Genomic DNA, 25,770 nt, shown 5'->3' with positions numbered 1-25,770 from the left:
ATAATTTAGGTGAGAACTATGAAAAAGTTTCTGAAGAATTTTGAAGAGATCGTCGGTGGGTCATTATTCATTGTTATGCTAGTTGTTTTGGTTGCACAGATTTTCTCAAGACAGATTTTAGATAGTCCGATAACTTGGTCAGAACAACTAGCTAGATTTTTATTTGTCTATGTAGCCTATCTTGCGGTAGCTTCTGAAATTAAGAATGATGGGCATGTAAGAATAGAATATTTCTTTGATAAGTTTCCTGCAAAAGTACGTACAGTCATTTATTATATCTTTCAACTATTAATTGCTATAGTGCTCGTATTAATTATCTATATAGGCTATGAAATGTCCGTTCGCAAAATACCAGTTGAGATAGTTTCTTTAAGAATCTCTTATTTATATCTCTATATGGCGTTGCCTGTATTGTCCACTCTTATGCTTTATCGATTAATAGAAAGAAATATTAAAGAAATAAGACAGAAGATGGAGGTGAAATAAATGGATGTATTCTTAATATTATTGTTATGGATTGTATTGTTATTGTTAGGAATGCCAGTAGGATTTACTCTGTTGGTCTCTACATTCGTTTATTTCATCACCAACGATTGGAACTTAGTATTCTTTACAGGTGCAAAATTGGTTGATAGTATTGATGTCTTTTCCTTACTTGCTGTTCCGTTTTTTATACTAACTGGAACTCTGATGAATTCTTCGGGTATTACGGAACGAATATTTAGTTTCGCTAAATCTTTAGTAGGCCATTTTACAGGTGGACTTGGTCATGTAAATATCATGGCTAGTGTATTATTCTCTGGAATGTCTGGTTCAGCTTTAGCGGATGCTGGTGGGTTAGGTCAACTAGAAATCAAATCAATGCGTGATGGAAAATATGATGATGACTATGCTGGTGGATTAACTGCAGCATCTGCAATTATTGGTCCAATCATTCCGCCTAGTATTCCATTAATTATTTATGGTGTGGTATCGGATCAGTCAATTGCTAGACTATTCTTAGCAGGTGCTGTTCCAGGGTTGATTATGGCAATTAGTTTAATGATTGTTGCTTATTCCTTTGCTAAAAAGCGCGGTTTTCCAAAAGAAGAGAAAGCTACATTCAAACAACGTGTATATTATTTTAAGAAAGCATTCTTAGCATTGTTAACGCCGGTTATTATTATTGGCGGGATCTTCTCAGGGGAATTTACTCCGACAGAAGCAGCAGTTGTTGCAACTGTTTATGCTATGATTTTAGGTTTCTTTGTATATCGTGAACTTACATTGAAAAAGTTTTTTGATAATGTAGTAGATTCATTAAAATTAACAGGTGTCGCTGTCCTTATGATTATGGCAGTAGAGTTCTTTGGTCAAATGATTGCACACGAAAGAATAGCAATCACTATAGCTGACTTTTTCTTGGCTGTAACAAATGATCCTGTCATCTTACTTCTAATGATCAACTTATTACTTATTTTGTTAGGAACTTTTATCGAATCCTTAGCATTGCTAATTTTATTGATTCCGATTCTAGTACCAGTTGTTGTTGCGGCGGGAGTTGATCCAGTACATTTCGGTATTATTGTTATACTAAACTTAATGATTGGAATTTTAACTCCACCGATGGGTATGGCACTGTTTGTTGTATCGAAAGTTGGTAATATACCAATACACACAATTACAAGAGGTGTAATTCCATTTTGGATTCCGTTAGTTATAACATTGATCATCATCACGATATTTCCGGATGTTGTACTATTCTTGCCAAGTCTTTTTAGTCCATAAAATGAAGGAGAGGAAAGCCGTTCGGTTTTTCTCTCCTTCAACTTTCAGTAAAGGAGAAAAAGATCTATGTTAATTGCGGTTTTTGATATTGGAGGAACATCCATTAAATATGGTGTTTCCGATGATAACGGTAATTTTTTATTTCAAGATTCATATCCTACAAAAGCTTCTCAAGGTGGAAAGGCTATTATTGATAAATTAATTGCAACAAATTTGGAATTAAAGGATAATTGGGAAATTGAAGGGATTACCATAAGTTCTGCTGGTCAAATTGATAACAAAAATGGTGTGGTTGTCTATGCAACAGATAATATTCCAGGTTATACTGGGATGGAAATTTCCAAAAACATTGGCTCTGCAACTGGCTTACCAGTCAAAGTTGAAAATGATGTGAATTGTACTGCGCTCGGTGAGTATTGGAAAGGCGCGGCAAAAAATGTGGAAAATTTTATTTGTGTAACAATTGGAACTGGAATTGGTGGGGCAATATTTATAAACGGTCAACTGTTTACAGGTTCAAGATTTTCAGCTGGCGAGATTGGGCATATCAATTTGTATCCAAATGGAAAAGCGTGCACATGTGGTAATCGAGGGTGTTTTGAAAGGTATGCTTCTAGCTTAGCGTTAGAAGAGATGGTTAATGATGCGTTTCATGAAAAAAAGGATTTAAAACTTTTCTTTGATAATGTAAGAAATGGTGATGAAGTAGCAAAACAGGTCTTAGAGAAATGGGTGGATCAGTTGACCACTGGCTTGCAATCACTTGTACACATGTTTAATCCAGAAATGATTGTGATTGGTGGTGGGATATCTGCTCAAGGTGATTTTCTATTAAGTTATATTCGCGATTCTTTATTTAAAAAAATAATGCCTAATCATCAACGTAATTTATCAATAAAAATGGCTGAATATGAAAATAAAGCTAATTTACTGGGTGCAATCAAACATTTTATAGTAGAATGAAGTCAAAAGTTTTAAAAGGAAGTGTGATTATGCTAAATCCACACAACGGAATGAAACCAACCTTGTTAATGGAACAATATAAGCAAAATTTCACGAAATCTGAACAAAAGATCTATCATTACATTAAAGAGCATATTCAAGAAGTGCTTTACCACTCTTTAACAGAATTATCGGAAGCGAGTGAAGTTGCCGAGGCAACTGTATTGCGTTTTTTTAGAAAGCTTGGTTTCAAAGGATTTCAAGATTTCAAATTCCTACTTGCTCAAGAGGTTTCGGTCATTTCGACAGATGATCATGAAAATACGTATATGGAGAAGATCAAAAATAACATTTTGCATGCAGTTGAGGATTCCTACGAGATAATAGATGAAGAAACATTACAGAAATCTGTAGATGCTATTAATTCTTCTGAAGATGTGGTTGTTTTTGGAGTAGGTTCTTCAGGTATAGCAGCATTGGATATGCAAACACGATTAATGCGAATAGGCAAACATATTCATGTCACAATTGACCCTCATTTTATGGCTATGCGTGCTTCTTCAATGAATGAAAACACAGTAGTAATTGCTATTAGTCTAACGGGAGGTACAAAAGATATTGTTGATACTGTATCCATTGCAAAAGAGAGAGGCGCAACAGTAATTGCACTAACAAACTATGTGAAATCACCATTAACGAAATACGCTGATTATGTTTTACTTACTTCAGCGAAGGAAAATCCATTAGATAGTGGTTCGCTAGTATCTAAAGTTACGCAATTATTTTTGATTGACCTTATTTGTACAGGCGTAACCATTAACAATTATAAAAATTCAGAAAAAGTGAGAATGGAAATAACTAAAAATATAGCCAAAAAATTATATTAAAGCGTACACTTTACATCACAACACAGTGATGTTTCTTCATATAGAAGTGTAGAAAGGGATGAATTGAATATGATTCTGGATAGTTATAGTAATCTAAATGTATATGGTGCTATAAATGGTAAGATTAAAATGGCTTTGGACTATATTGGAAAAAATGATCTTAGTAAATTAGAAATGGGAAGACATGACATTGATGGCGATGATGTCTTTTTGATCATTCAAAACTATCATACAAAAGACATACAAGAAGGTGTCTGGGAAGCACATAAAAAATATATAGATATCCATTATATGATAGATGGTTCAGAGTTAATTGGTTTTGCAAATATAGATAAACTAAAAGTGAGTCAGCCATACGACGAGAAAGACGATTGTTGGTTATTTTCCGGTGAAGGTGATTCAATCACTTTAGACAAAGGGATGTTTGCGATTTTCTTCCCGCAAGATGTACATATGACATCATTAATTGTACAAGAATCAAAGCCTGTGAAGAAAGCGGTAATAAAAGTACGTATCGATTAGGACATACTTAGGAAACAAATATAGAATTCTTCTCGCTGAAAAGGGGGAAGAATTTTTTTATTCTAAACCTGTTATGTTTTAGTTGTTGGTATTTTACGTACACATATTAATTTAATTGCAAGCTAATGTATAAAAAAGGAACCGAACAACATCGGAAATAAATCCCAAAAACGAACAATAATTGTGTAAAAATTATTAACATTCGTTTTTAGCTTGACTGCTCCCTGATTCCCTTGTATGATAAGAAATGTATTAAAAATAATTTTATAGGTAATTCGTCGTATAATCTTGAGAATAGGGCTCTAGAGTTTCTACTGACCACCGTAAATGGTCTGGCTACGAAGAAGAATAATTACTATTTTTATAGGAGAAGACTATCTATTATTCTCTTGTAAAATCTATTTGTTATTGATAACAAATAGATACATTCTACTCTTCTGACTAGTTATAGAACACTCTTGCCAATCAAAGGTAAGGGTGTTTTTTGTATTTTGTTAGCTGAATCAAGAATTATGCAAGGCAAGACGAAAGAGGGGGAAGTAAAGTGAAGAAGTTTTTTGAATTTGACAAACTTGGTACAAATTTTCGTACAGAAACAATTGCTGGAATCACAACGTTCTTATCTATGGCTTATATTTTATTCGTAAATCCAGCAACATTGGCTGCTGAAGGCACAGGCATGGATGCTGGTGCAGTATTTACTGCAACTGGTATAGCTGCAGCTGTTGGTACATTAATTATGGGATTGGTAGCGAAGTATCCAATTGCATTAGCACCTGGTATGGGCTTAAATGCATTCTTTGCTTATACTGTCGTACTTGGCTATGGTATACCTTGGGAAACAGCGTTAAGTGGTGTGCTTGTTTCAGGACTTTTCTTTATCGTACTTACCATTTCTGGTTTGCGTGAAAAAATTATTAATGCGATTCCCGCTAGCTTGAAAATGGCTGTTGGTGCAGGTATTGGTTTATTTATTGCATTTGTCGGTTTCCAAAATTCAGGAATTGTAGTATCTAACCCAGCAACACTGGTAGGGCTTGGTGATTTGACGAATGGGAATACATTACTTGCTATATTTGGTGTGTTTGTAACGGTTATTTTAATTACGCTTAATATTAAGGGTGGGGTATTTTATGGTATGATCATTACGTCAATTGCCGGAATAATTGTAGGTTTAATTGACCCACCAACTATGATTTTTGATGCACCACCAAGTTTAGCTCCAACAATTGGGCAAGCTTTTACACATTTAGGTGATGTTTTTACAGTACAAATGATCGGTGTTGTCTTAACGTTCTTATTTGTTGACTTCTTCGATACTGCTGGGACACTTGTTGCAGTTGCTACAAAAGCTGGTTTAATGAAAGATAATAAATTACCGAAAGCAGGAAAAGCATTAATGTCTGATTCCACTGCGACAGTAGTTGGTGCGGCGTTAGGTACATCTACAACGACTTCTTATGTAGAATCTACTACTGGTGTTAGTGCAGGTGGTCGTTCAGGTTTTACAGCTGTTGTAACAGCGATTATGTTCTTATTAGCATTATTCTTCTCGCCGTTATTAGGTGTGGTAACTTCTGCAGTTACCGCTCCAGCATTAATTATTGTTGGTGTGATGATGGTAAGCTCATTAAAAGAGATTGAATGGGATCAATTTGAAATTGCAGTACCGGCTTTCTTAACGTTAATTATGATGCCACTTACTTACAGTATTGCAACAGGTATTGCGGTAGGGTTTGTATTCTATCCAATTACAATGGTAGCAAAAGGTAAAATGAAAGAAATTAATCCGATTATGTGGTTCTTATTTATCGTGTTTATTTTATATTTGATTTTCTTAAGTTAGTAGATAAAGTGTTGATGTGTGATTATTACACGTCAACACTTTTTTTTAATAAAAAAATAGATCATCGACAGCTTTGCTGGAGATGATCGCAAATAATCCGGCGAACACGCAAATAATCCGGCGAACACGCAAATAATCCGGCGAACACGCAAATAATCCGGCGAACACGCAAATAATCCGGCGAACGCGCAAATAATCCGGCGAACGCGCAAATAATCCGGCGAACCACTCCCTACCATGCAATTTTATTCTTCATCTAATTGCTTAATAGCGATACGTCTTCTATCTTCCTTTTCTTGCATTTGTCGATGTAAGCGAAGCACAAGTAATCCATGGCGATACGTTGCATCTATTTTATCCTTGCGTACTGCGAAAGGTAACTCCAACTTACGATCGAACGTACCATGAATAATCTCCTCTTTAATCACTTGCCCATGATGATGTTCAAGATTGATTTCTCCACTAATAACTAAGTGCGAGGGGGTAACATGAACATCAATATCCTTTATTTGTTGAATACCAGGCAAGTTCACATAACAAATAATTTCTTTTTCTCGTTGATACATATTTACTTGTGGAATAGGTGGTTTTAAGACGTCTTCAAATCCATCCCAAAAGTTTTCACCAAAAAAATGATCCATATTTTGCTTCCAACCTTGCATTTGTTCAAAAGGATTCATCACATATCCCTCACTTTTTTATCAACTTACTTGTTTTTTCTTTTTCATGTGAAGTAAAATCAGCTAATATAGGTATTACACTATATGTATTTTTTTATCATTAGGTTCGCATAACAAATAGTATAGTATTATAGGAAATAAAATGGTGTGGAATCTTTTGAGCAAAAGATAAAACAGTTACAAAGGGAGGATGCAAGTTGTTAGATAATGCTTTAGTGATGGTAACAATTATTCTAATAATTAATATTTGCTATGTATCATTCTTAACAATTCGTATGATTTTAACTTTAAAAGGGCGGCGTTATATCGCTGCGATTATTGGTATGATGGAGATAACCATCTATGTACTAGGTCTAGGGTTAGTGTTGGATAATCTAGATCGAATTGAAAATTTAATTGCTTATGCATTAGGTTTTGGTATTGGTGTCATTGTCGGTTCGAAAATTGAGGATAAACTAGCACTAGGTTATATTACTGTAAATGTTATTTCATCTGATCCTGATATTTCATTTACTAAACAATTGAGAGAAAAAGGGTATGGTGTTACGAGTTGGTACGCCTATGGTATGGACGGAGATCGACTGTCTATGCAAATCCTTACGCCTAGAAAATATGAATTAAGCCTTTATGAAACCATAAAATCAATAGACCCTAAAGCATTTATTATTGCTTATGAGCCAAAACAAATTCATGGTGGCTTCTGGGTGAAGCAAGTAAGAAGGGGGCGAATTTTGAAAAGTGCCAAAAAACAACAAGAAGCAGAGAAAAAAGCCGAATAAGAGGCGATTTGTTGTGCAAGAAAATGAAACAATTCAAGAGTGTTTAGAACGGATTAAAGCTAATGGTTACCAACCAGTCAGACGGACAGAGAAACCAATTTTTAAGGAGAATCAGACTGGTATTGAACCTGTAGGTCGTGAAATCATGTTTGATACAATATTGTCTAAAAACGAACAATAAATGTTTTGGTTAGAAAAACGTTCGATTTTATATTGACGTCTTAATCATTCCTTGTTATGCTAAACATAGATTATTAAATATAACAATTGAATGAAAGTACCTCATATAATTTCAGGGATAAGGCCTGACTGTTTCTACCTGTCACCGTAAATGACGGACTATGAGGGAAGATGATACATGATGCGTTCAGACTAGTAGGTGTTTAAAAAGGATGAGTAATCCACTATTCAGTTAAAATGGAATAGGTAGATCTTCTCCTTAGAAATAACAAACACTAAAGGATGCTGATGTAGTTTTTCCTATGCGATCAACCTATTCATCTTCTCTCAAATGAGAGATGAATAGGTTTTTATTTGCTAAAACAACATTTAAAAATGAAATGAGGGGGAAACATGGCAAGCGTCGGAGTAATAATGGGAAGTATTTCTGATTGGGAAACCATGCGCCACACATGCGATACGTTAGATGAATTAAACATAGCTTATGAAAAGCAAATCATATCAGCACATCGAACACCAGAGGACATGTTTGACTATGCCGATTCGGCACGTGATAAAGGATTGAAGCTTATTATTGCGGGAGCTGGAGGTGCTGCGCATTTACCTGGGATGGTTGCAGCGAAAACGACCCTTCCGGTGATTGGTGTTCCTGTAGAATCCAAAGCGTTAGATGGAATGGATTCTCTTTTATCTATTGTACAAATGCCTGGCGGTGTCCCTGTTGCAACTGTTGCCATTGGTAAAGCAGGAGCAAAGAATGCTGCCATATTAGCAGCGCAGATCATTGGTACCTTTGATACAAATGTGGCAAATCGATTAGAAAGCTATCAAAAACAATTGAAACAAAAGGTAGTAGAAATGAGGGAAGATCTTGCAAATAAATAGATATCTCTATGGAGCAACCATTGGTATTATTGGCGGTGGACAATTAGGCAGAATGATGGCAACTGCTGCTAAGCATATGGGTTATCGAATTATCGTGCTAGACCCTACCCCTGATTGTCCGACAGCTCAAGTGGCAGATGAACAGATTGTGGCAGCTTATGACGAAGAACATGCTATTACACAGCTATCAGAAAAATGTGATGTAATTACGTATGAATTTGAGAATGTTGATCTACCTGCGGCTCGCTTTCTAGAGAAAAAAGGGTTATTACCACAAGGAGCAGAGTCACTAGCCATTACACAAGATCGAGAAAAAGAAAAAAGTACGATAGTTAAAAGCAATCAACGTGTTGCACCATATGCTATTATTCATACAGAGAAAGAACTCGATCAAGCATTAGCTGATATAGGTTATCCATGTGTAGTTAAAACTTGTCGTGGGGGATATGATGGAAAAGGACAAGTGAAGTTACAAGGTGAAAAGGACAGGGCAGAAGCAATTGAATTACTTTATCAGCAAGAACGGCTAATTGTTGAGCAGTGGATTCCTTTTGATAAAGAGATTTCTATTGTATTTACACGTTTCGCTAATGGAGAGATATGCTTTTTTCCTGTTGCTGAGAACATTCATCGTGATCATATTTTATACATGACGGTTGCACCCGCAAGCGTTTCACCAGAGCTTACTCAAGAGGCAAAAGAAGCTGCACGAGCGATAGCAGAAACAATTGGAGTGATTGGAACATTTACGATTGAAATGTTCGCTAAGGGAGACGAGATTTATATGAACGAATTAGCTCCTCGTCCACATAATTCCGGTCATTATACGATTGAAGCATGTAATGTATCACAATTTGAACAGCACATTCGGGCAATTTGCGGATTGACACCAATTCCTGTATATTTTCATGGTGCATCAATAATGATCAATTTGTTGGGGGAGGATGTTGCTCCTTATTTAAAACAAATGGACGATTATCCAACTCATTTCCATATGTATGGAAAAGCAGCTAATAAGCCAAAGCGGAAAATGGGGCATATTACTTATATAGGTGAGGATATAAACACATTATATGATACATTAGTAAATAAAGAATTGATAAAGATCTAGGAGGCAGCATATGATTGAACGTTATACAAAAGAAGAAATGGGCGCAATTTGGACAGACGAAAATAAATATCAAGCTTGGCTAGAAGTAGAGATTTTAGCTTGTGAAGCTTGGAGCGAACTAGGTATTATTCCAAAGGAAGACGTAGAAAAAATTCGTGAACGAGCATCTTTTGATATCGATCGTATTTTGGAAATCGAACAAGAGACACGTCATGATGTCGTTGCATTTACACGTGCGGTATCAGAGAGTTTAGGAGAAGAAAAGAAATGGGTACATTATGGACTTACCTCTACTGACGTGGTAGATACAGCGTTATCTTATCTGCTTAAACAAGCAAACGATATTATTCGAAAGGATATTGAACGTTTTATTGCTATTTTAAAAGATAAAGCAATTGCCTATAAACATACCGTAATGATGGGTAGAACACATGGTGTTCATGCAGAACCGACGACATTTGGATTGAAGATGGCGCTATGGTATGAAGAGATGAAACGAAACCTGGAACGATTTGATGCAGCAGCAAAGGTGATTGAGACAGGCAAATTATCTGGCGCAGTTGGTACGTACGCAAACATTGATCCGTTTGTAGAATCCTTTGTTTGTGAAAAATTAGGATTGGCGCCAGCGCCTGTATCGACCCAGACGTTACAACGGGATCGTCACGCGCAATATATGTCAGCTCTAGCTTTAATCGCTACTTCCATTGAAAAATTTGCTACAGAAATTAGAGGGCTACAAAAAACAGAAACGCGAGAAGTTGAGGAATTTTTTGCGAAGGGCCAAAAAGGCTCATCGGCAATGCCACACAAACGAAATCCAATTGGTTCTGAGAACATGACAGGGATGGCTCGAGTGATAAGAGGATATATGATGACAGCTTATGAAAATGTATCCCTTTGGCATGAGCGAGATATTTCACATTCCTCAGCAGAACGTGTGATTTTGCCAGATGCAACGATTGCATTAGATTACATGTTAAATCGTTTTAGTAATATCGTGAAAAACCTAACCGTATTTCCAGAGAATATGAAGCGAAATATCGATCGAACATATGGCGTTATTTTCTCTCAACGCGTGTTGTTATCTTTGATTGATAAGGGTATGAGTCGTGAAGAAGCATATGACATTGTACAACCTAATGCAATGAAGGCATGGGAGACAGCGACACCATTCCGTCAATTAATTGAACAAGAAGAAAAAATAACAAACACATTATCAAAGGAACAATTAGATGATTGTTTTGATTATACGTACCATTTAAAAAATGTTGATCAGATTTTTAAAAAAATAGAATTAGCATAACTTAAAAATCAGAAGGGGTGACGGAGCGTGAAAGCAGATTTATTATACGAAGGAAAAGCGAAAAAAGTCTTCCGTGTACAAGATAATGATTACTCACTTGTTTTATCTTACAAAAATGATGCAACAGCATTTAATGGAGAAAAAAAAGCAGTGTTTGAAGGAAAAGGAAGGTATAACAATCTCATTTCTGCTGCTATTTTTACTTATTTGGAAGAGCATGGCATATCTAGTCATTTTAAAAAGGTATTAAATGATACGGAACAGTTGGTAGAAAAGACAACCATTATTCCATTTGAAGTAGTTGTTAGAAATATTGCTGCTGGAAGTATTACAAGAAGATTAGGAATTAAAGAAAAGATACGTTTTCCGTCCCCCCTTGTAGAATTTTATTATAAAGATGATCAACTTGGAGATCCGTTAATTAATGATGCACACGCCTTATTACTTTCGGATGTGACAGAGGAAGAGATAATACAAATGAAGCAGTTGGCATTGCAGGTAAATAACAAACTGCACGCCTTCTTTAATGACATTGGCTTGGAATTAATAGATTTTAAACTTGAATTTGGTAGAAATCACACTGGAGTGATTGTCTTATCTGATGAAATATCACCAGATACATGTAGGCTTTGGGATACCGCAACCGGTGAAAAAATGGACAAAGATGTGTTTCGTGAAGGGTTAGGCGATTTAGTAGGGGTGTACGATGCAATCTTAAAACGACTGGAGGCTGTCAAATGAAGAAAGTATTAATTTACATTACATTAAAAGAAGGTGTGCTTGATCCTCAAGGGAAAACAGTACAGCATTCACTAAATACATTAGGGTATGAAACAGTTAGAGAGGTACGTGTTGGTAAATATATGGAGCTTTTAATGGAAGATGATGCCTCCATTGAATCCCAAGTAGAAGAAATGTGTGAAAAGCTATTGGCGAATCCAGTGATTGAAAACTATACCTATACGATAGAGGAGGTTGTCACACTGTGAAGTTTGCTGTAGTTGTGTTCCCAGGCTCTAATTGTGATCGTGATATGTACCATGCAGTTACAGATGCTTTAGGAGAGGAAGCAGAATTAGTTTGGTATCAACATGCAAATCTAGCAGACTATGATGCTATTCTATTACCAGGCGGTTTTTCGTACGGTGACTATTTGCGCTCTGGTGCGATTGCGTCAACTTCTGACATTGTCCTGCAGTTAAAAGAACAAGCAAGTAAAGGAAAGCCTGTATTAGGGGTGTGTAATGGATTTCAAATCTTACTTGAATCGGGCCTCTTACCAGGTGCGATGTTGCGTAATAAAAACTTAAAATTTATGTGTCATCATGAAGATCTACGAGTTGTAAATAGTCACTCTATGTTTACCACTGCCTATGCCGATGATGAGATAATTTCCATTCCTATCGCACATGGTGAAGGAAACTATTATTGTGATGCTGAAACACTAGAAAAGCTAGAGAAAAATAATCAAATTATTTTTAAATATGAAAATAATCCAAATGGATCTGTGCAAGATATTGCAGGTATCATTAATAAAGAAGGAAATGTATTAGGGATGATGCCACATCCTGAGCGTGCCGCAGAGACGCTATTAGGTTCAGCTGATGGGTTAAAGTTATTTCAATCAATAGTAGAAAATTGGAGGAAAGCATATGTTACAGGCGCCTGAGCTTACACCAGAGGCAATTGAAGAGAATCGTGTATATCAAGATATGGGTCTTACCGATGGAGAATTTTCTACAATAAAAAAAATCTTAGGTCGTCTTCCTAATTTCACAGAAATCGGTATTTTTTCTGTGATGTGGTCAGAGCATTGCAGTTATAAAACCTCAAAACCCTTATTAAAAAAGTTCCCGACAAAGGCTCCGCACGTGCTTCAAGGACCTGGAGAAGGAGCTGGGGTTGTAGATATTGGAGACGAGCAAGCGGTTGTTTTTAAAATAGAAAGCCACAATCATCCTTCCGCAGTTGAGCCTTATCAAGGCGCTGCTACTGGTGTCGGTGGAATTATCAGAGATGTATTCTCGATGGGCGCTCGACCGATTGCAACGCTAAATTCACTGCGCTTTGGTAATCTTACGAATGGCCGAGTGAAATATTTATTTGAAGAAGTTGTTCACGGTATCGCAGGATATGGAAACTGTGTAGGTGTCCCAACAGTAGGTGGAGAAATTCAATTTGATGATAGCTATGAGGGAAACCCATTGGTGAATGCCATGTGTGTGGGCTTGATTGATCAAAAAGATATGCAAAAAGGAATAGCATCTGGTATTGGCAATACGGTACTGTACGTTGGCTCCAAAACAGGTAGGGATGGTATCCATGGGGCAACCTTTGCATCAGAGGATTTAACTGAAGATTCGGAAAGTAAACGTTCCTCCGTACAGGTCGGTGATCCATTTATGGAGAAACTTTTAATCGAAGCTTGTTTAGAAGTAATCCATTCCGATGCACTTGTAGGCATGCAAGATATGGGAGCAGCTGGATTAACTTCTTCAGCCAGCGAAATGGCGAGTAAAGCTGGGACAGGTATGGAGATGAATCTTGACTATATCCCTCAACGAGAAGAAAATATGACTGCCTATGAGATGATGCTTTCTGAATCACAAGAACGTATGCTACTCGTTGTGAAACAAGGTCGTGAAAAAGAAATCCAAGATGTGTTTGCTAAATATGACTTAGAAGCTGTTGCTGTTGGAAAAGTCACTGATGATAAGCAGTTCCGTTTACTTCACAAAGGTGAAGTAGTAACAGATATACCGGTGGATGCATTAGCAGAAGATGCGCCGGTTTATCATAAGCCTTCCAAAGTACCGAGGTATTATGAGGAATTTCAGTCAATGACGGAATATTTGCCAAAAGTGACAGAGCACCAAGAGATTTTGAAGCAACTATTACAACAACCAACGATTGCAAGTAAAGCATATGTGTATGATCAATATGATTCAATGGTGCAGGCGAACACAGTACATGCCCCTGGTTCTTCTGCTGCGGTTGTCCGTGTTCGCGGGTTTGATAAAGCCCTAGCAATGACAACGGATTGTAACTCTCGGTACCTTTATTTAGATCCTGAGACAGGTGGTAAAATCGCTGTTGCAGAAGCAGCACGAAACATTGTTTGTTCAGGTGCGAAGCCTTTGGCACTTACAGATGGCTTAAATTTTGGTAATCCGGATAAGCCAGAAATTTTTTGGCAAATGGAAAAAAGTGTAGAAGGTATGAGTGAAGCAAGTCTTGCGTTGCATACACCAGTTATTAGCGGAAATGTTTCTTTGTATAACGAATCAAATGGTCAGGGCATTTTTCCAACACCGGTCGTAGGAATGGTAGGTTTACATCGTTCAGTTAAAGATATTACACCATCCTTCTTTCAAGAAAATGGTGACTTGATTTATATAATTGGCGAGACGAAAGCGGAATTTGGTGGTAGCGAATTACAAAACATTTTAGAAGGGAAATATTTTGGAAAAGCACCGGCGATTGATTTAACTATTGAAGCAAAGCGTCAAGCAACACTTCTTCAAGCAATTCAAGACGGTTTAGTGGCATCTGCGCATGATTTGGCTGAAGGTGGTCTTGCGGTAGCACTTGCAGAAAGTTTATTTGCACAAAAACAACTAGGTTGTGAGGTAACGGTTGCAGGTGATGTTACCACAGCATTATTTAGTGAAACACAATCTCGTTTTCTAGTATCAGTAAAGCAAGAAAATCAGTTAGCATTTGAAGCAGCGGTAGAAGATACAAAGTATATCGGTAAAGTTACGAATAGTAAGGAACTGATTATTAATCACCATCATCAATCCGTAATTAAAGAACAAGTAGAAAATCTAAGTGCATTGTGGAAAGGAGCTATTCCATGCTTGCTGAAATCAAAGGCTTAAACGAAGAATGTGGTGTGTTTGCGATATGGGGGCATGAGAAAGCTGCAGAGATGACCTATTATGGCTTGCATGCTATGCAACATCGAGGACAAGAAGGCGCTGGAATTGTCACGAGTGATAAAGAGATGCTTTATCTGCATAAAGGGAATGGCCTAATAAATGAAGTATTTCAAGAAGGTGAATTCAATCGTTTAAGAGGATCAGCGGCATTAGGGCATGTGCGTTATGCTACGCAAGGTGGTGGTGGATATGAAAACGTCCAACCGCTACTGTTTCGTTCACAAAGAAATAGTATGGCATTAGCACATAATGGAAATTTAGTGAATGCTTATGCTTTAAAAAATCAATTAGAGGCACAGGGCAGCATTCTACAAACAACTTCTGATACCGAAGTTATTGCACATCTAATAAAGCGCAGTGGTCATTTAGCAATGGAGGAAGCAATAAAACAAGCACTTGGAATGATTAAAGGGGCTTACGCTTTTTCCATTTTAACCGAAGATAAACTTTATGTTGCTCTAGATCCAAGAGGTTTGCGTCCACTTTCTATTGGGAAGTTAGGGGATGCTTATGTCGTGGCATCAGAGACATGTGCATTTGATTTAATTGGTGCAACGTATGAGCGGGAAGTAAAGCCAGGCGAATTGATTACAATTGACGATACAGGACTTACGACAACATCATTCTCATCACAGATGCAACGCACACTTTGTTCGATGGAATATGTCTACTTCTCTCGTCCGGATAGTAATTTAGATGGTTTGAATGTTCATGCAAGTAGAAAGACGATGGGAAAACAACTTGCATATGAATCTCCAGTTGAAGCAGATGTAGTTACCGGTGTTCCTGATTCTAGTATCTCAGCCGCAATTGGTTTTTCGGAAGCTAGCGGTATTCCATATGAACTTGGTTTAATCAAGAATCGTTATGTTGGTCGTACGTTTATTCAGCCTTCTCAAGAACTTCGGGAGCAAGGGGTGAAGATGAAATTATCACCTGTACGAGGAATTGTCAATGGAAAAAGGGTTATTATGGTTGATGACTCAATAGTACGTGGGACAACAAGCAGACGTATTGTTCGGTTATTAAAAGAAGCAGGTGCAAAAGAGGTTCATGTCCGTATTGCCTCACCTCCGATTGAAAATCCTTGCTATTATGGAATTGATACCTCAACAAAAGGGGAATTAATTGCAGCCAATCATGCAGTTGATGACATGTGTGAGATCATTGGTGCTGATAGCTTAGCATTCCTAACAACAGAAGGATTAGAAAAATCAATTGTTAATGAGTCAAATTCACATGAACATGGTATATGTAAAGCTTGTTTTACAGGTAATTATCCAACTGAAATTTATCCGAATACAGTCTTACCAGCCTATAAAGAGTAATCTTGCAAAAGGAGCGAAGCAAATGAGTGATAGGTATAAAGAAGCCGGTGTCGATGTTCATGCGGGTTATAAAGCAGTAGATTTAATGAAAAAGCATATAAAAAAAACCAATAGAAATGAAGTCATTGGTGGGGTAGGCGCATTTGCAGGGTTATTTGATTTGAGTGGCTTTACTTATCAAGAGCCTGTTTTGGTCTCGGGTACAGATGGGGTTGGAACCAAACTTAAGCTAGCCTTTTCCATGGATAAACATGATACAGTAGGCATTGATTTAGTTGCCATGTGTGTAAATGATATTGTCGCACAAGGTGCAGATCCACTTTTTTTTCTAGATTATATTGCTTGCGGGAAAAATGATCCGGAACAAATTGAACAAATTGTTAAAGGCATTAGTGCAGGGTGTGTAGACAGTGGCTGTGCATTAATTGGTGGCGAAACCGCGGAAATGCCTGGTATGTATCAACAAGGTGAATATGATTTAGCGGGTTTTGTTGTTGGAATTGCAGAAAAAAATAATATTATTACAGGAGAACAAATTCAACCGGGAGATCAAATTATTGGTATTGAATCGAGTGGTGTGCATGCGAATGGTTTCTCGTTAGTAAGAAAAATTATCGCTGATCAATCATTGACTTATCATGATTATATAGATGCACTAGGTATGACTTTAGGAGAAGCTTTACTTACCCCGACACGAATTTATGCAAAAGCAGTAAAACAATTAAAACAAGCTGTTGAAATCAAAGGAATTAGCCACCTCACTGGTGGTGGATTTTATGAAAATATACCAAGAGCTCTACCTAATCATTTGGGTGTTACTATCTATCAAGGAAGCTGGAATGTACCAGCGATCTTTCCATTTCTCAAAGAGCAAGCTAACTTGTCTGATCATGATATGTTTGGTGTCTTTAATATGGGGATTGGTATGGCGACAGTTATAAATAAAGAACAAGTAGATCAAGCGTTAAACGTACTAAATGATTGTGGTGAGAAAGCATCTATTATTGGAGAAGTAACAGAGAAATCTGGGGTGAGAATTATTCATGACTAAGCCAACGATTGCTGTTTTTGCATCTGGAACAGGGAGTAATTATCATGCTGTTTATAAAGCCATTCAAAAAAAAGAGTTGACTTGTGATCTAGCCTTACTTGTTTCAGATCAACCGACATCAAAAGTTATAGAAAAAGCAAAAGAGCATAACACACCGTATTTTGCCTTTCAACCAAAGGAGTATTCGTCCAAAGACGCTTTTGAATCGGAAATATTAGATCAACTGCGCATACATAAAGTAGACTGGATTATATTAGCTGGATATATGCGGTTAATTGGCCCTACGTTACTTCAAGCGTATGAAGGTAAGATTCTAAATATACATCCATCACTGCTCCCTTCTTTTCCAGGTTTAGATGCTATTGGCCAGGCTTTTAAAGCAGGTGTGAAGATAACTGGTGTGACCATTCACTATGTCGACGAAGGGATGGATACGGGTGAGATTATTGCACAAGAAGCGGTAAAAGTATTAAAAGATATGGATGAACAAAGTTTGCAAAAAAAAATCCAATTAGTAGAGCATCAACTCTATCCAACGATCATTCAGGAAGTTATTACACAATCAATAGACTAGGGGGGCGTAGGGAGTAATGAAAAAACGCGCGTTAATTAGTGTATCGGATAAAAGAGAAATTGTTTCTTTTGCACAGGAATTAGAACAGATGGGATATGAAATTATCTCAACTGGTGGAACGTTAAGCATACTACAAGATGCAAAGATTGCTGCACAATCCGTTTCATCAGTTACTAATTTTGAAGAGATTTTAGACGGACGAGTAAAAACACTACATCCTTATATTCATGCGGGTTTATTAGCTCGACGTGATGATCCTGCACATCAAAAGCAATTAGAAGAAAGAGCAATTGCTCCGATTGATGTTGTCGTTGTTAATTTATATCCGTTTAAAGAAACGATTGCAAAGGAAGACGTCACACAAGCAGATGCAATTGAAAATATTGATATTGGTGGGCCAACCATGTTACGTGCTGCTGCGAAAAATTTCCATGATGTAACAGTAGTTGTTGATCCCTCTGACTATCAAGCAGTACTTAGCCAATTGAAAACAGATAAGGAGAAAACGATTGAGTTTCGTAAACAGTTAGCAGCAAAAGTTTTCCGACATACAGCTAACTATGATGCTCTTATTGCAAATTATTTTAATGAAATTACGGAAGAAGATAATCCCGAAACATATACGAGAACATATGAAAAAGTACAAGCGCTTCGATATGGGGAGAATCCACATCAACAGGCAGCTTTTTACCGAGATCCAAACAGTAAGGGAGCCTCGATAGCTAATGCAAAACAACTGCATGGTAAAGAGCTTTCCTATAATAATATACAAGATGCAAATGCTGCATTAGAAATTGTATTAGAATTTGGTGAACATCCAGCAGCTGTCGCAGTGAAACATATGAACCCTTGTGGGGTTGGAATGGGGTCTACTATTTCTAATGCCTTTGCCAAAGCATATGCTGCAGATTCTATTTCTATTTTTGGTGGGATTGTTGCCTTAAATCGTGAAGTAGATGCGGCTACTGCCAATCAGCTAAAAGAGATTTTTTTAGAAATTGTCATTGCGCCTGGCTTTTCGAAAGAAGCACTAGATATTTTAACTGTAAAACCGAATATCCGTTTACTAGAAACGCCAATAGAAATGAATGAAAATGATAAAAAGAAAGTTGTTAGTGTTGTAGGCGGGTTGTTAGTTCAAGATCGTGATCTTGGTGAAATAAACGCTGATGATTTAACAGTTGCAACAGAACGAAAACCAGATGAGCAAGAATTAGCATCCTTACTATTTGCTTGGAAAGTTGTAAAACATGTGAAATCAAATGCAATTGTTGTCGCTGATAAGAAGCAAACACTTGGTATTGGTGCAGGACAAATGAATCGAGTTGGAGCAGCAGGTATTGCGCTAGAACAAGCCGCTGAAAAAGCAAATGGGTCTGTCTTAGCATCTGATGCATTTTTCCCAATGCCTGATACAGTGGAAACTGCAGCGAAAGCAGGTGTAAAGGCGATTATTCAACCGGGTGGTTCGAAGCGTGACCAAGATTCCATTGATGTATGTAATCAATACGGTATTGCAATGGTATTTACAGGGATGCGCCACTTTAAACATTAAAAAAATGTATGTCATGTGTAGTCAAAACAATAATGGGGGTTAGAGCAGTGAACGTATTAGTTGTCGGAAGTGGTGGCAGAGAACATAGCATTGTAAAAAAGTTAGTAGAAAGTAACCAAGTAGCAAATATCTATGTTGCTCCCGGAAATGGTGGAATGAATGCTGATGCGACATGTGTACCTATAAATGAAACTGAAATAGATGATTTAGTTGCTTTTGCTAAAGAATCCGCAATTGATTGGACAATTGTTGGTCCAGAAGTTCCCTTGATGAATGGCATTGTTGATGCTTTTCAAATAGCAGGTTTAAAGGCTTTTGGCCCAACGAAAGAGGCTGCAATTATTGAAGGAAGTAAGGACTTTGCTAAATCCTTTATGAAGCGTCATCACATTCCAACTGCTAATTATGAGACTTTTACTGACTGTGACAAAGCCAAAGCATATATTAAGGAAAATGGAGCACCAATTGTGATTAAAGCGGATGGATTAGCGGCAGGAAAAGGTGTTTTTGTTGCTACAACTGTTGAGCAAGCGATAGAAGCAGTAGAATCTATGTTATTAGATAATCAATTTGGTGGTGCTGGTAATCGTGTGGTTATTGAAGAATTTCTTGACGGGGAAGAATTTACGCTAATGGCGTTTGTTAATGGTGAAAATGTTTATCCATTACTATCGGCTAGAGATCATAAACGTGCTTTTGATAATGATAAAGGTCCAAATACTGGAGGGATGGGCGCCTTTGCACCTGTTCCTGATTTAGATCAGTCGGTAATTCGTTATACTGTAGAACATATTTTGGAAAAAGCAGCAAAAGGAATGGTGCTAGAAGGACGACCGTTTACAGGTATTCTCTATGGTGGAATCATTGAAACATCAAGTGGACCAAAAGTAATTGAATTTAACGCGCGTTTTGGTGATCCGGAGACACAAGTTGTATTACCATTACTAGAAAATGATTTCATACAAGTGATCGAAGATGTATCCAAAGGTAAAGATCCAAAATTAAATTGGAAAGAGGGGTACGCAATAGGTGCTGTTGTTGCCTCGAAGGGATATCCAGGGAAGTATGCTAAACAAGTACCTTTACCATACTTTGTAGAAAATGATGAGAGCTATGTTGTACATGCGGGTACAAAAGTTGAAAATAATGGTACCTATCAAGCAATTGGTGGTCGAGTTTTATTAGTTGGCTCTGTTCAACAAACAATTGAACAAGCCCATCAGGCAGTCTATAACTTTTTAAGACCATTTGAACAGACAAATGACTTCTTCTTTCGGAGTGATATTGGAAAATAAACATAAAAAAAGAAGTGTGTAAAAAAAATTTACACACTTCTTTTTTTAAAATGTATGGACTATGCGTATAATGATTAACTTTTAAGATAGAAGAAAAATAATTGACTAATTTTAGCTAAAAATATATAATCGTTTTTCGTGCGTCTTGAAATAATCAAGGTTTATTTCAGACAAGTGAATGAAATTTTAGTGTGCAAGTGGTTTGTTATCAGACAAGTATAATTATTTAATCTACTCTAAAAATCAAAGTAATTTTTAAATGAAAATGATGAAATTAGGGTGGTGTATGAACAATATAATATTTTAATTAATTATTGCTGAATGAATTTACAACCAATTGCCTAAACTTAATTATATAAAGTATATAAAGTTAAGTTGTTGGCACTTGCCTCTAACATACTTAGGAGGAAAAAAGTGGGAAAAGATGAAAGTAATACAGCCAAAGGTACGATGGATAAGACCGTATTCTTTATTAGTGGCGGGTTATTAATCTTATTTGTAGTTTTAGCAATTATTGATTTGAAGATGGTACAAGGATGGATTAATGATTCATTTAATTTCGCAGCTAAATACTTTGGCTCGTATTGGGAATTATTGTTGTTAGCAAATTTCGTAATCGGCATTGCTTTAGCAATATCAAAATATGGAAAAATTAGATTAGGTAAAATGAATAAACCAGAAAACGGTTATTATCGTTGGATAGCAATGATTTTATGTACATTACTTGCTAGTGGTGGTGTTTTTTGGGCTGCTTCGGAGCCAATGATGCATTTCATTAGCAATCCACCTTTATTTAAAGATCATTCTGGAACAATGGCGGGTGTTAATCCTGCTTTGGCACAAAGTTTTCTACATTGGGGATTTCTTGCTTGGGCAATTTTAGGAACACTGTCGACGGTTGTGTTGATGTATGTTCACTATCATAAGGGATACCCGATGAAGCCAAGAGGGATGCTATATCCTTTATTTGGAGAGAAGATTTTCCGTAAAAAAAGTATTATAGGAAATGCCACGGATATAATTTCTATTGTTGCCGTATCAGGTGGTACAATGGGTCCTATTGGTTTTCTAGGTCTACAATTGGGTTACGGATTGCATTCTTTATTCGGTATTCCAAATACATTAATTACAAATATTATTGTAGTTAGTGTACTTATAGTAATGGCTGCAATTTCAGTCGCTTCAGGTGTTGATCGAGGGATTCAATTTTTAAGTAAAATCAATGTTGGTTTAACAGTTTTTTTAGCTATTTGTATGTTAATTGTTGGTCCTACATTATTTATCTTTAATCAGTTTATTTCGGCTGAGGGATTCCATCTACAAAACATGATAACGATGGCTCTGTATCAAGGCGATAAAACTTGGCTTAGTTGGTGGACTGTCTTTTTCTGGGGTTGGTTTTTAGGATATGGTCCAATGATGGCTATTTTTATTGCTAGAATCTCACGTGGAAGAACGATTCGTGAATTAGTCATTGCTGTTTCCGTCCTAGCTCCACTCGTGACAAACTTTTGGTTCGCCGTTGTTGGGGGTACTGGAATTAAAGCGGAATTGGATTCTCCAGGCTCTATTTCGGGTCCACTAGATGCAGGTGGGATGCCGGCAGGAGTGATGGCAATAATGGATCAATTACCATTTGGTTACTTATTAGCAATAGGTTTCTTAATCGTTACCTTAATTTTCGTTGCTACGACAGTTGATTCTATTTCCTATACGGTTTCTGTTACATTAACAGGGAATGATCATCCAAGTAGACTTATGCGGGTATTTTGGGTACTTATGTTTGGGATGTTATCCATCGTCCTATTAACAATTGGTGAAAATAGTATTAATGCTATTCAAAATGCAATTGTTGTAACTGCTGTACCTGTTTCCTTTATTATGTTACCTACGCTTTGGGGTGTTTTCCAAGTAGCGAAAAAATTGGCAATAGAACAAAATATTATTTCTCGGGATAAAAAATAAGAATAAGTAAAAATAATCTACCCTCTAATTTGCACACGTCATGTGCTAAGTTAGGGGGTTTTTCTTCTATAAGAATAAATGAAAATTAAGATAAATATGTTAAAGTAAGGAAAGGATAAAGTAAGGGAAGGTGAGACCGATCAAAACATCACAAACCAGTGTTTTAAAAATAGAAAATTTAACAAAGAGCTTTAATGGTAAACCTGTACTAGTAGGTGTTGATTTCGAAGTTTATCGTGGACAGATTATAGGTTACATAGGCCCAAATGGTGCAGGTAAAAGTACAACCGTAAAGATTATGTTAGGACTAATTGATAAATATAATGGAAAAGTGGAAATTTTCGGACAGGATATTGCTAATGCGGATGTATCATATAAGGCGAAAATTGGCTATGTACCTGAAAATGGTGAAGTATATGATGATTTAACCGCTCAAGAGTATTTAACTTTTGTTGGTAAGATGTATGGTATGACAGAAAATGCGATAGATTATAAGGCAAAACGCTTAATGGATAAATTCGGAATTTATGAAAGTTTCACGAGTCGTATTTCTTCTTTTTCAAAAGGGATGAAACAGAAATTGCTAATCATTTCTAGTATTCTGCATGACCCGGAATTATTGTTTTTTGATGAACCATTAAGTGGCCTTGATGCAAATAGTGTAATGATTGTTAAAGAACTAATGGCACAGCTAGCAGCAGAAGGGAAGACAATTTTCTATTCCTCTCACATTATGGATGTAGTTGAGAAAATTAGCAATCGTATCATTTTATTGGCTGACGGAAAAGTCATTGCAGATGGAACGTTTGAACAGTTAAAAGAAAAGAACGAGGGAACATTAGAACAAATTTTTAATGAGTTAACAGGTTTTAATGAGCATGAAAAAATTGCTTCAGAAATTGTATCAATCGTGCACGAAGGGCATAAGTCATGATGAACGCTATCTCATTAAAAATATTAGACAAGTTTAGTCGTTTGTTTCATCTGCTTGGAATCAATTATATTACCATGCGTCAAATCTTGGCAATTAAACTAACAATGGATCAGCGGCGTGTCCCAACGATCTTTCAAGATGTCAAACAAAAAGAAAATAGTAACGCTTTTTTAAAGTCATTACTTCTTTATGCTTTATATGGGCTAGTTCTTATTCCATTTTTGATTATGGGCGACAATTATTTATTTCAAATGAGTATTGTTTTTGGGATGGTTATGTTTATTTTAATGACTTCGATGATCGCAGATTTTTCAACTGTTTTATTAGATGTGCGTGATAAAGCAATTTTAAACACAAAACCAGTAGATCAAAAAACTATTTCCGCAGCAAAGATGATACATGTGGTTATTTATATGACACAATTAACCGGAGCTTTTATTCTTATTCCACTCGCTGTTTCCCTCTTTGTAAAGGGTATTACTTTTAGCTTGCTACTGTTAGTAGAAATTATATTTGTCGCGTTATTTATTATCGTACTTACCGCATTAATTTATATGTTGATTTTGCGTTATTTTGATGGAGAACGGTTAAAAGATTTAATTAATTATGTGCAAATTTTTCTATCTGTATCCATCATAGTCGGATACCAGTTCATTGCGCATTCATTTCAATTTGTTGATTATGTGGTTTCGTTTGATTGGCAGTGGTGGCATGTTCTTATTCCGCCAATATGGTTTGCTGCACCATTTGAGTGGCTTTTATTAGGAAACCAAGAGTGGTATATTATGTTATTTACAGCCCTGGCTGCTCTTATACCAATTGGATCCATTTTTGTTTATATTAAATTCATCCCTTCATTTGAACGAAACTTGCAAAAAATGATGCAAACAAGTGGTTCAACCAAGATAAGAAAACATCGATGGGAGCAAACGATGGCTAAATTGATTTGTAGAACAAATCATGAAAAAACACTCTTTCAATTTGCTTATAAAATGATTAGCCAGGAAAGAGAATTTAAATTAAAGGTATATCCTTCTTTAGGTTTTTCGATTATAATGCCATTTATTCTGCTTTTTAATGTCATTCAAACGGATAGTAATGCTCCATATGCATATTTGGCAATTTATTTTTGTAATTTAATGATTCCTAATGTCATACATATGCTTAAATTTTCTAGTAAATATAAAGGTAGCTGGATTTACGGTGTGTTACCAATAGCTAATCGTAAAAGCATTTATCGAGCAACTTTAAAAGCATTTATCGTAAAATTATATTTGCCAATTATTTTGTTGATCTGTACAATTTTCTTAACAATTTTCTCTGATATTTCTTTATTACCTGATATGATAGCTATAATATTAGTAGGAATATGGTATATTGTCATTTGTTATCGTTTAATCAACAACCAGCACTATCCCTTTTCCCAACCATTTTCATTTGCTCAAAATACAAACACTGCAATGATGATTGTCACGATGTTTGTTATTGGTGGATTTGCGTTCGTTCATTTTCTCGTAAGTCTTACTTCATTTGGGGTTTATTTTTATATTATCGTATTATTCATTAGTAATTGGATTAGTTGGAAAAAGGTTTTTAGCTAAACGTTTGTTGAGACTACTATTTATCTGAACGTGCTAAATTAGCAGGAAGAAGGTGTCAAACTATGCGTAACCCATTACATCCAATAAACCAAAAGACTATAGCGTGTAATATAATTACTGTTACAGATACAAGAACAAAGGATACAGATAAAAGTGGAAAAAAGATTATGCAGTTCTTAAGAGACAATAACCATCAGGTAATAAATTATCAGCTTGTTAAAGACGAACAAGAACAAATACAAAAGGCAATAGAAGCAGGATTGAATCATCCGGATGTGCAGGTGATTTTATTGAATGGTGGAACAGGGATTGCCAAGCGTGATGTCACCATTGAAGTGGTGGAACAACAAGTAGAAAAAGAATTACCTGGATTTGGTGAATTATTCCGTTATTTGAGTTATCAATATGATATCGGTTCATCTGCCATTCTTTCGCGAGCCATGGCCGGAGTTGTTCAGGATACTGCTATTTTTGCTATGCCAGGTTCAACAGGTGCTGTAATGCTCGCAATGGAGCGATTAATTATACCTGAGTTAAAACATGTTGTATCCGAAATAATGAAATAAAACGAACAGGACTTTTTAGTCCTGTTCGTTTGTAATAAAAAGAATCTTAATGAAT

General features: G+C 36.4%; 25 protein-coding genes and 2 riboswitches. Of the genes, 24 read left to right on the top strand and 1 reads right to left on the bottom strand.

All coding sequences use genetic code 11. The features are described from left to right. Nucleotides 1-18: 18 nt before the first annotated feature. From BN1058_RS14395 to BN1058_RS08050, 6 genes are all read left to right on the top strand, one after another. On the top strand, nucleotides 19-486 hold the full coding sequence (locus BN1058_RS14395) for a TRAP transporter small permease (RefSeq protein WP_218054211.1): 468 nt from the start codon (nucleotides 19-21) through the stop codon (nucleotides 484-486). Further along, nucleotides 487-1,767: a TRAP transporter large permease gene (locus tag BN1058_RS08070; protein WP_218054210.1), complete on the top strand. Its 1,281-nt coding sequence runs from the start codon at nucleotides 487-489 to the stop codon at nucleotides 1,765-1,767. Nucleotides 1,768-1,833: 66 nt separating this feature from the next. Beyond that, the gene (locus BN1058_RS08065) at nucleotides 1,834-2,730 is read left to right on the top strand and encodes an ROK family protein (protein WP_090855417.1); all 897 of its coding nucleotides are present in this window, start codon (nucleotides 1,834-1,836) and stop codon (nucleotides 2,728-2,730) included. 29 nt (nucleotides 2,731-2,759) lie between these two features. After that, nucleotides 2,760-3,596 (top strand): MurR/RpiR family transcriptional regulator, encoded by an 837-nt coding sequence (locus BN1058_RS08060; protein ID WP_090855414.1) that lies wholly within the window; start codon nucleotides 2,760-2,762, stop codon nucleotides 3,594-3,596. A gap of 69 nt (nucleotides 3,597-3,665) precedes the next feature. Further along, entirely contained in the window at nucleotides 3,666-4,118 is a 453-nt protein-coding gene (locus BN1058_RS08055) for a NanQ anomerase/TabA/YiaL family protein (RefSeq protein ID WP_090855411.1), read from the top strand. 258 nt (nucleotides 4,119-4,376) lie between these two features. Beyond that, a riboswitch (purine riboswitch) is annotated at nucleotides 4,377-4,477 on the top strand. Nucleotides 4,478-4,662: 185 nt separating this feature from the next. Further along, the gene (locus BN1058_RS08050) at nucleotides 4,663-5,964 is read left to right on the top strand and encodes an NCS2 family permease (RefSeq protein ID WP_090855408.1); all 1,302 of its coding nucleotides are present in this window, start codon (nucleotides 4,663-4,665) and stop codon (nucleotides 5,962-5,964) included. A gap of 245 nt (nucleotides 5,965-6,209) precedes the next feature. Here the strand turns inward: BN1058_RS08050 and BN1058_RS08045 are convergent, their stop codons facing one another. After that, nucleotides 6,210-6,644, bottom strand: a complete 435-nt coding sequence (locus BN1058_RS08045) for an Hsp20/alpha crystallin family protein (protein ID WP_090855405.1) — start codon at nucleotides 6,642-6,644, stop codon at nucleotides 6,210-6,212. A gap of 197 nt (nucleotides 6,645-6,841) precedes the next feature. On the opposite strand from BN1058_RS08045, the gene BN1058_RS08040 reads away from it, so the two are divergent. The 18 genes from BN1058_RS08040 (at nucleotide 6,842) to BN1058_RS07955 (ending at nucleotide 25,715) form a co-directional block, all read left to right on the top strand. Continuing rightward, nucleotides 6,842-7,423, top strand: coding sequence for a DUF2179 domain-containing protein (locus BN1058_RS08040; protein ID WP_090855402.1), 582 nt, complete (start codon nucleotides 6,842-6,844; stop codon nucleotides 7,421-7,423). Continuing rightward, nucleotides 7,383-7,604: an NETI motif-containing protein gene (locus BN1058_RS08035; protein ID WP_090855399.1), complete on the top strand. Its 222-nt coding sequence runs from the start codon at nucleotides 7,383-7,385 to the stop codon at nucleotides 7,602-7,604. Before BN1058_RS08040 ends, BN1058_RS08035 begins: the two co-directional genes overlap by 41 nt. An 81-nt stretch (nucleotides 7,605-7,685) precedes the next feature. After that, nucleotides 7,686-7,785, top strand: a riboswitch (purine riboswitch). Between the two features lie 211 nt (nucleotides 7,786-7,996). After that, the gene (purE, locus tag BN1058_RS08030; protein ID WP_090855396.1) at nucleotides 7,997-8,488 is read left to right on the top strand and encodes a 5-(carboxyamino)imidazole ribonucleotide mutase; all 492 of its coding nucleotides are present in this window, start codon (nucleotides 7,997-7,999) and stop codon (nucleotides 8,486-8,488) included. Next, on the top strand, nucleotides 8,475-9,599 hold the full coding sequence (purK, locus tag BN1058_RS08025) for a 5-(carboxyamino)imidazole ribonucleotide synthase (RefSeq protein WP_090855393.1): 1,125 nt from the start codon (nucleotides 8,475-8,477) through the stop codon (nucleotides 9,597-9,599). Before purE ends, purK begins: the two co-directional genes overlap by 14 nt. A gap of 10 nt (nucleotides 9,600-9,609) precedes the next feature. Next, complete coding sequence (gene purB / locus BN1058_RS08020) at nucleotides 9,610-10,905, top strand: adenylosuccinate lyase (RefSeq protein ID WP_090855390.1); 1,296 nt, start codon at nucleotides 9,610-9,612, stop codon at nucleotides 10,903-10,905. 27 nt (nucleotides 10,906-10,932) lie between these two features. Continuing rightward, the gene (gene purC / locus BN1058_RS08015; protein ID WP_090855387.1) at nucleotides 10,933-11,646 is read left to right on the top strand and encodes a phosphoribosylaminoimidazolesuccinocarboxamide synthase; all 714 of its coding nucleotides are present in this window, start codon (nucleotides 10,933-10,935) and stop codon (nucleotides 11,644-11,646) included. Further along, nucleotides 11,643-11,894 carry a phosphoribosylformylglycinamidine synthase subunit PurS gene (purS, locus tag BN1058_RS08010; RefSeq protein ID WP_090855384.1) on the top strand — a complete coding sequence of 84 codons (252 nt, stop codon included), beginning with the start codon at nucleotides 11,643-11,645 and terminating at the stop codon, nucleotides 11,892-11,894. Before purC ends, purS begins: the two co-directional genes overlap by 4 nt. After that, complete coding sequence (gene purQ / locus BN1058_RS08005; RefSeq protein ID WP_090855379.1) at nucleotides 11,891-12,574, top strand: phosphoribosylformylglycinamidine synthase subunit PurQ; 684 nt, start codon at nucleotides 11,891-11,893, stop codon at nucleotides 12,572-12,574. Before purS ends, purQ begins: the two co-directional genes overlap by 4 nt. Next, nucleotides 12,558-14,786 carry a phosphoribosylformylglycinamidine synthase subunit PurL gene (purL, locus tag BN1058_RS08000; RefSeq protein ID WP_090855377.1) on the top strand — a complete coding sequence of 743 codons (2,229 nt, stop codon included), beginning with the start codon at nucleotides 12,558-12,560 and terminating at the stop codon, nucleotides 14,784-14,786. The genes purQ and purL overlap by 17 nt, the downstream gene beginning before the upstream one ends. After that, nucleotides 14,762-16,174 carry an amidophosphoribosyltransferase gene (purF, locus tag BN1058_RS07995; RefSeq protein ID WP_090855375.1) on the top strand — a complete coding sequence of 471 codons (1,413 nt, stop codon included), beginning with the start codon at nucleotides 14,762-14,764 and terminating at the stop codon, nucleotides 16,172-16,174. Before purL ends, purF begins: the two co-directional genes overlap by 25 nt. Before the next feature lie 22 nt (nucleotides 16,175-16,196). Further along, nucleotides 16,197-17,225, top strand: a complete 1,029-nt coding sequence (gene purM / locus BN1058_RS07990) for a phosphoribosylformylglycinamidine cyclo-ligase (protein ID WP_090855372.1) — start codon at nucleotides 16,197-16,199, stop codon at nucleotides 17,223-17,225. Then, the gene (gene purN / locus BN1058_RS07985) at nucleotides 17,218-17,799 is read left to right on the top strand and encodes a phosphoribosylglycinamide formyltransferase (RefSeq protein ID WP_090855369.1); all 582 of its coding nucleotides are present in this window, start codon (nucleotides 17,218-17,220) and stop codon (nucleotides 17,797-17,799) included. The genes purM and purN overlap by 8 nt, the downstream gene beginning before the upstream one ends. 16 nt (nucleotides 17,800-17,815) lie before the next feature. Continuing rightward, complete coding sequence (purH, locus tag BN1058_RS07980; RefSeq protein ID WP_090855366.1) at nucleotides 17,816-19,354, top strand: bifunctional phosphoribosylaminoimidazolecarboxamide formyltransferase/IMP cyclohydrolase; 1,539 nt, start codon at nucleotides 17,816-17,818, stop codon at nucleotides 19,352-19,354. 47 nt (nucleotides 19,355-19,401) lie between these two features. Further along, the gene (purD, locus tag BN1058_RS07975) at nucleotides 19,402-20,649 is read left to right on the top strand and encodes a phosphoribosylamine--glycine ligase (RefSeq protein ID WP_090855361.1); all 1,248 of its coding nucleotides are present in this window, start codon (nucleotides 19,402-19,404) and stop codon (nucleotides 20,647-20,649) included. A 450-nt stretch (nucleotides 20,650-21,099) separates the two neighbouring features. Next, entirely contained in the window at nucleotides 21,100-22,614 is a 1,515-nt protein-coding gene (locus BN1058_RS07970; protein ID WP_090856089.1) for a BCCT family transporter, read from the top strand. Between the two features lie 139 nt (nucleotides 22,615-22,753). Then, nucleotides 22,754-23,548 carry an ABC transporter ATP-binding protein gene (locus BN1058_RS07965; protein WP_090856086.1) on the top strand — a complete coding sequence of 265 codons (795 nt, stop codon included), beginning with the start codon at nucleotides 22,754-22,756 and terminating at the stop codon, nucleotides 23,546-23,548. Beyond that, nucleotides 23,545-25,149, top strand: coding sequence for a hypothetical protein (locus BN1058_RS07960; protein ID WP_090855358.1), 1,605 nt, complete (start codon nucleotides 23,545-23,547; stop codon nucleotides 25,147-25,149). Before BN1058_RS07965 ends, BN1058_RS07960 begins: the two co-directional genes overlap by 4 nt. Before the next feature lie 62 nt (nucleotides 25,150-25,211). Further along, nucleotides 25,212-25,715 (top strand): MogA/MoaB family molybdenum cofactor biosynthesis protein, encoded by a 504-nt coding sequence (locus BN1058_RS07955; RefSeq protein WP_090855355.1) that lies wholly within the window; start codon nucleotides 25,212-25,214, stop codon nucleotides 25,713-25,715. Nucleotides 25,716-25,770 lie beyond the last annotated feature (55 nt).

Source organism: Paraliobacillus sp. PM-2, assembly GCF_001368815.1.
Classification (GTDB): domain Bacteria; phylum Bacillota; class Bacilli; order Bacillales; family Amphibacillaceae; genus Paraliobacillus.
This window is presented reverse-complemented; position numbering and strand designations above follow the sequence as displayed.